This is a genomic window from Stenotrophomonas sp. P5_A8, assembly GCF_056400545.1.
Window position 1 is genome coordinate 1 of record NZ_JBFULB010000260.1, and the last position, 5412, is coordinate 5412.

The 5412-nt window shown below is 65.5% G+C and carries 5 protein-coding genes; 1 reads left to right on the plus strand and 4 read right to left on the minus strand.

Annotated features, from left to right (window positions below; genetic code table 11):
* Positions 1-111: 111 nt before the first annotated feature.
* From cyoD to cyoA, 4 genes are read right to left on the minus strand one after another with little or no spacing between them, the layout of a single operon-like run.
* Positions 112-453 (minus strand): cytochrome o ubiquinol oxidase subunit IV, encoded by a 342-nt coding sequence (gene cyoD, locus AC1DQP_RS15710; RefSeq protein WP_478051962.1) that lies wholly within the window; start codon positions 451-453, stop codon positions 112-114.
* Positions 450-1088 (minus strand): cytochrome o ubiquinol oxidase subunit III, encoded by a 639-nt coding sequence (gene cyoC, locus AC1DQP_RS15715; protein WP_457319057.1) that lies wholly within the window; start codon positions 1086-1088, stop codon positions 450-452. Before cyoC ends, cyoD begins: the two co-directional genes overlap by 4 nt.
* Positions 1085-3064 (minus strand): cytochrome o ubiquinol oxidase subunit I, encoded by a 1980-nt coding sequence (gene cyoB, locus AC1DQP_RS15720; RefSeq protein WP_478051963.1) that lies wholly within the window; start codon positions 3062-3064, stop codon positions 1085-1087. Before cyoB ends, cyoC begins: the two co-directional genes overlap by 4 nt.
* A gap of 2 nt (positions 3065-3066) precedes the next feature.
* Positions 3067-4044, minus strand: a complete 978-nt coding sequence (gene cyoA / locus AC1DQP_RS15725) for a ubiquinol oxidase subunit II (protein ID WP_478051964.1) — start codon at positions 4042-4044, stop codon at positions 3067-3069.
* A 190-nt stretch (positions 4045-4234) separates the two neighbouring features.
* Here cyoA and AC1DQP_RS15730 point away from each other — a divergent pair.
* The coding region (locus AC1DQP_RS15730) for an aminotransferase-like domain-containing protein (RefSeq protein ID WP_478051965.1) at positions 4235-5412 on the plus strand (1178 nt) is incomplete at its 3' end.

The window sequence follows — 5412 nt, forward strand, 5'->3', positions numbered from 1 at the left end:
CTACGGCGGTACGCGCGCGTGGCGCAGTCGTTGCATTGCCTGCGCGCGCCGCGCCAAGACTCAGCGCCATGACGATCCCCAGGCAGGACACCCATCGGTTCATGGCCCTGCTCACAGCTGCATCGGCATCATGTTCTGGGTGGCGTTGTGCATCACCCACAGCGAGCCGGCCACCACGATGGCGATCAGGAAGGCGGTGCACAGGAAGATGCCGGTGTTCTCGCGCTGGCTGCGGCCTGCGCCGATATGCAGGAACAGCACCAGCTGGGCGACCAGCTGCACCACGCACAGCACCACGATGGCGGTCAGGCGCAGTGGCTGCGGCACCAGATCGGTCATGACCACGCCGAACGAGGCGCCGGTGAGCACCACGCACAGCAGCAGGCCGAGGATATAGCCCTTCAAGGTGGCATGGCCGCCGCCGTGATCGGCATCAGGCGCGTTCGCGCTCATACAAACTCCCTCAGGTAGACGAAGGTGAACACACAGATCCAGATCAGATCCAGGAAGTGCCAGAACAGGCTCAGGCAGGCCAGCCGGCGGCGGACCACGCCATCCAGGCCGAACTTCAGCACCTGGTGGATCATGATCGCCAGCCACAGCAGGCCGAAGCTGACGTGCAGGCCGTGGGTGGCCACCAGGGTGAAGTACGCCGACAGGTAGGCGCTCACATCCGGGGTGGCACCTTCATGGATCAGCTCGGCGAACTCATAGAGCTCCATGCCGATGAAGCCCGCGCCGAGCAGGCCGGTCATCGCCAGCCAGCCCACCACCTGGTTGCGCTTGCCCGCCTGCATGCCCAGCATCGCCACGCCGAAGGTGAAGCTGCTGAGCAGCAGCAGGACCGTCTCGGCCAGCACGAAGCCGAGCTTGAACAGTTCCTTGCCGCTGGGGCCATCGGCCGTTCCGTTGAGCAGGACACCAAAGGTGGCGAACAGCACCGCGAAGATCAGGCAGTCGCCCATCAGGTACATCCAGAAGCCCACGATGGTCTTGCTGCCGTCGTCGTGGTGCGCGTGGCCGTGGTCGTGATGACCGGCCGCAAGCGGGCCGTGCTGCGTGGCAGCGGTCAGGGTATCGCCGCTCATGCCTTGGCTCCTTCCATGCGCGCGAAGTGCGCGTCTTCAATGCGCTTCACCTCGGCGGCGGGCACGTAGTAGTCCACGTCACGGTCATAGGAGCGCAGCACGAAGGTGGCGATCACGCCGATCAGGCCGATCCCCGCCAGCACCCACATATGCCAGACCAGGGCGAAACACAGCACCAGGCTGAACACCGAGATCACCACGCCGGCGGCGGTATTGCGCGGCATATGGATGTCCTCGTACGTGGCCTGGCGCTGCCAGGCGCGCCCCTGCTGCTTGTCGTCCCAGTGCTGCTCCAGCGAGGTGATCGAGGGCAGCGTGGCGAAGTTGTAGAACGGCGGTGGCGAGGATGTGGCCCACTCCAGGCTGCGTGCATTCCACGGGTCGCCGGTGAGGTCCAGGTTGGCCTTGCGGTCGCGGACACTCACGTAGAACTGGATGAACATCGCCGCGATGCCGGCGGCGATCACCAGTGCGCCGATGGCCGCCACGATCAACCACGGCTGGTAACCCTCGACCGCGTAGTGGTTCATGCGCCGTGTCATCCCCTTGAAGCCCAGCACGTACAGCGGCATGAAGGCCAGGTAGAAACCAACCAGCCAGCACCAGAACGACACCTTGCCCAAGCGCTCATTGAGGGTGAAACCGAACGCCTTCGGGAACCAGAAGGTGATACCGGCCAGGCAGCCGAACACCACGCCGCCGATGATCACGTTATGGAAGTGCGCGATCAGGAACAGGCTGTTGTGCAACACGAAATCCGCACCCGGAATGGCCAGCATCACACCGGTCATGCCGCCCAGCGCGAAGGTGACCATGAAGCCGATCGTCCACATCGTCGAGGAGTGGTAACGGATGCGGCCGCGGTACATGGTGAACAGCCAGTTGAACAGTTTCACCCCGGTGGGGATGGAGATGATCGAGGTCATGATGCCGAAGAACGCGTTGACGTTCGCGCCCGAGCCCATGGTGAAGAAGTGGTGCAGCCAGACGAAGAACGACAGCACGCCGATCGAACAGGTGGCGTACACCATCGAGCGGTAGCCGAACAGCGGCTTGCCCGAGAAGGTGGCGATGATCTCGGAGAACGCACCGAAGCACGGCAGGATCAGCACGTAGACTTCCGGGTGGCCCCAGATCCAGATCAGGTTGACGTACATCATGGCGTTGCCGCCGGCATCGTTGGTGAAGAAGTGCATGCCGAAGTAACGGTCCATGCTCAGCAGCACCAGGGTGGCGGTCAGCACCGGGAAGATCGCCACGATCAGGATGTTGGTGATCAGTGCAGTCCAGGTGAACACCGGCATCTTCATCAGGTCCATGCCCGGCGCCCGCATCTTGAGGATGGTGACGATGAAGTTCAGGCCGGTCAGCGTGGTGCCGATGCCCGATACCTGCAGTGACCAGATGTAGTAGTCCACGCCCACCGTGGGGCTGTACTCGATGCCCGACAGCGGCGGATAGGCCACCCAGCCGGTGGCGGCGAAGTCGCCGACGAACATGGACAGCATCACCAGCACCGCGCCCACCGCCGACAGCCAGAAGCTGAGCGAGTTGACGAACGGGAAGGCCACGTCGCGCGCGCCGATCTGCAACGGCACCACGATGTTCATCAGGCCAACGATGAGCGGGGTCGCCACGAAGAAGATCATGATCACCCCGTGCGCGGTGAATATCTGGTCGTAGTGTTCCGGCGGCAGGTAGCCGGCGCTGTCATTGGCGGCGATGGCCTGCTGGGCGCGCATCATCAGCGCATCGGCGAAGCCGCGCACCAGCATGACCAGGGCCAGCAGGATGTACATCACGCCGATCTTCTTGTGGTCCACCGAGGTGATCCACTCGGTCCACAGGTAGCCCCACTTCTTGAAGTAGGTGATCGCCGCGATGATCGCCACGCCGAGCAGCAGCGACCCGGCCAGTGCCGACATGATGATCGGGTCGTGGTAGGGAATCGCTTCGAGGTTCAACTTTCCAAGCACAATCAGTTCTCCGCGGTACGGCTGGCGGCAGGCGCGGCCAGGCTCACCAGTTGGGTTTTCGCCCCGGGTGCTTCGCCCGGCAGGCAGATCTCGTCATCGGGCATGCCGCCGTGGCGACGCACGATGCTGTCGAACAACCCGGTATCCACCGCACCGAAGTGCAGCAGCGGCGAGCCGTGGGTAGGCGTTTCCAGTTCGGCCAGGCGGGTGGCGCCGAGGTGGTCGCCACTGCTGCGGGCCTGCGCCAGCCAGCGGGCGAAATCGGCTTCGGTGACCACCCGTGCCGGGAACTTCATGTCCGAGAAGCCGGCGCCGCTGTAAGCCGAGGACATTCCCGCGTAGGTGCCCGGGGTGTGCCCGATCAGGTGCAGGCGGGTCTGCATGCCGGCCATGGTGTAGACCATGCTGCCCAGCTGCGGCACGAAAAAGGCGTTCATCATCGACTCGGAGGTCAGCTTGAACGCAACCGGCGTATCGACCGGCATCACCAGCTCGTTGACCGTGGCCACGTTGTGGTCGGGGTAAATGAACAACCACTTCCAGTTCAACGCCACCACTTCCACACGCAGCGGCGCCTTGTCCGATTCAATCGGCCTGTACGGGTCCAGCGCGTGGGTGCTCTTCCAGATCAGCACCGCCAGCACCACGATGRTCAGGCACGGGATGGTCCAGATGACGACCTCGATCGCGGTGGAATGCGACCAGTCGGGCGCGTAGGTGGCATTCGTGTTGGACGCACGGTAACGCCAGGCGAAGTACAGCGTGAGCAGGATCACCGGAATCACCACCAGCAGCATCAGGCCGGTGCAGACCAGGATCAGCTGCATCTCCTGTTCGGCGATGCTGCCCATGGGATTGAACAGCTCCAGGGAGGTGCACCCGGTGAGCAGGGGCAGCAGCGCTGCCAGGCCGGACCAGCGTCCGGCGCGGGCTCGACCGGCCAACGGGGCGCGGCGAGCAGGTTGAGTAACGGGGATCATGCGGGACGGCCCTTCCAACGCAGTGCCGGGCCGGGCGGCCCGGATCATGAAAAGTGGCGGACAACCCCCTGCATGACCGATATGCATGGGGGGTGCCCGCCGCMGCCGCGTACGTTAGGCAACGACATGATCCATACATGATGCGACACACTGTCGCAGGCGCCTGCGCGGCGCGGCGTAAGATGCGCCGATGCAAGCCGACAGCCCCGCGTGGAGCAGCCTCATCGCCGACGGGCACGGGCCGGTGTACCTGCGTATCGTGCAGGCGCTCGAACGCGCCGTGCGGTCCGGCGCGCTGCGTCCCGGCCAACGCCTGCCCGCGCAGCGCGCACTGGCCAACGACCTCGGCGTGGACCTCACCACGGTCACCCGCGCGTTCAACGAGGCGCGCAAGCGTGGCTTGATCGACGCACGCGGACCACTGGGCTCGTTCGTCGCCCCACCCCAGGTGGCGCTGGACCAACTTGTGGACCTGAGCATGAACCTGCCGCCGACCCCGCCCGGCGGCGAGGTGGCCGACATGCTGCGGCGTGGCCTGTCCACGGTGCTCACCCGCAGCGATGCCGGCAACCTGATGACCTACCACGTCGGCGGCGGCAGCCGCGCCGATCATCTGGCCGCGCAGCAGTGGCTCAAACCGATGTTGGGCAAGGTGGACAGCGATCGGCTGGTGGTGACCGAAGGCGCGCAGGCTGCATTGTCGGCGCTGCTGCTGGCACTCACCGAGGCCGGCGACACGATCCTGTGCGAACCGCGGGTCTATCCCGGCCTGCTGCATGCGGCGCGGGTACTGCAACGCAAGCTCCAGGTAGTGGCATGCGACGAACACGGCATGCGCCCGGATGCGCTGCGTCGGCAGGCGCGGGCCACCGGCGCGAAGGTGGTCTACCTCAACCCGACCGCGCAGAACCCCACCGCCCATACCGTGCCCGAAGCGCGCCGGAGAGCGCTGGCTGACGTGTTGCGCGCACAGGATCTGCGCCTCATCGAAGACGACCCGTACTGGCTGCTGGTCGACGATGCCCCTGCCCCGCTCGCCCTGCTGGCGCCGCGGCACACCTGCTACATCTCCACCTTGTCCAAGTGCCTGAGCCCGGGCCTGCACACCGGCTTCGTCCACCTGCCCGACGGCGTGTCACGCCAGGGCGTGCTGGACGCGCTGCGCGCAGTCAACCTGATGGCACCGCCACTGATGAATGCCCTGGTCACCCAGTTGATCCTGGATGGCTCGGCTACTGCCCTGCTCAGGCTGGTGCAGAACGAAGCCGCCGAGCGCCGCTACCTGGCGCGGTCGGCGCTGTCGCCTACGTTCCTGCAGCACTGCGCCGGCGTGCACGCATGGTGCCGCTTGCCGCCACAGTGGACCGC

What these genes read in the sequence shown, in the direction of transcription:
- cyoD (WP_478051962.1), bottom strand. Translation starts at nt 453, where the DNA reads ATGAGCGCGAACGCGCCTGATGCCGATCACGGCGGCGGCCATGCCACC.
- cyoC (WP_457319057.1), bottom strand. Translation starts at nt 1,088, where the DNA reads ATGAGCGGCGATACCCTGACCGCTGCCACGCAGCACGGCCCGCTTGCG.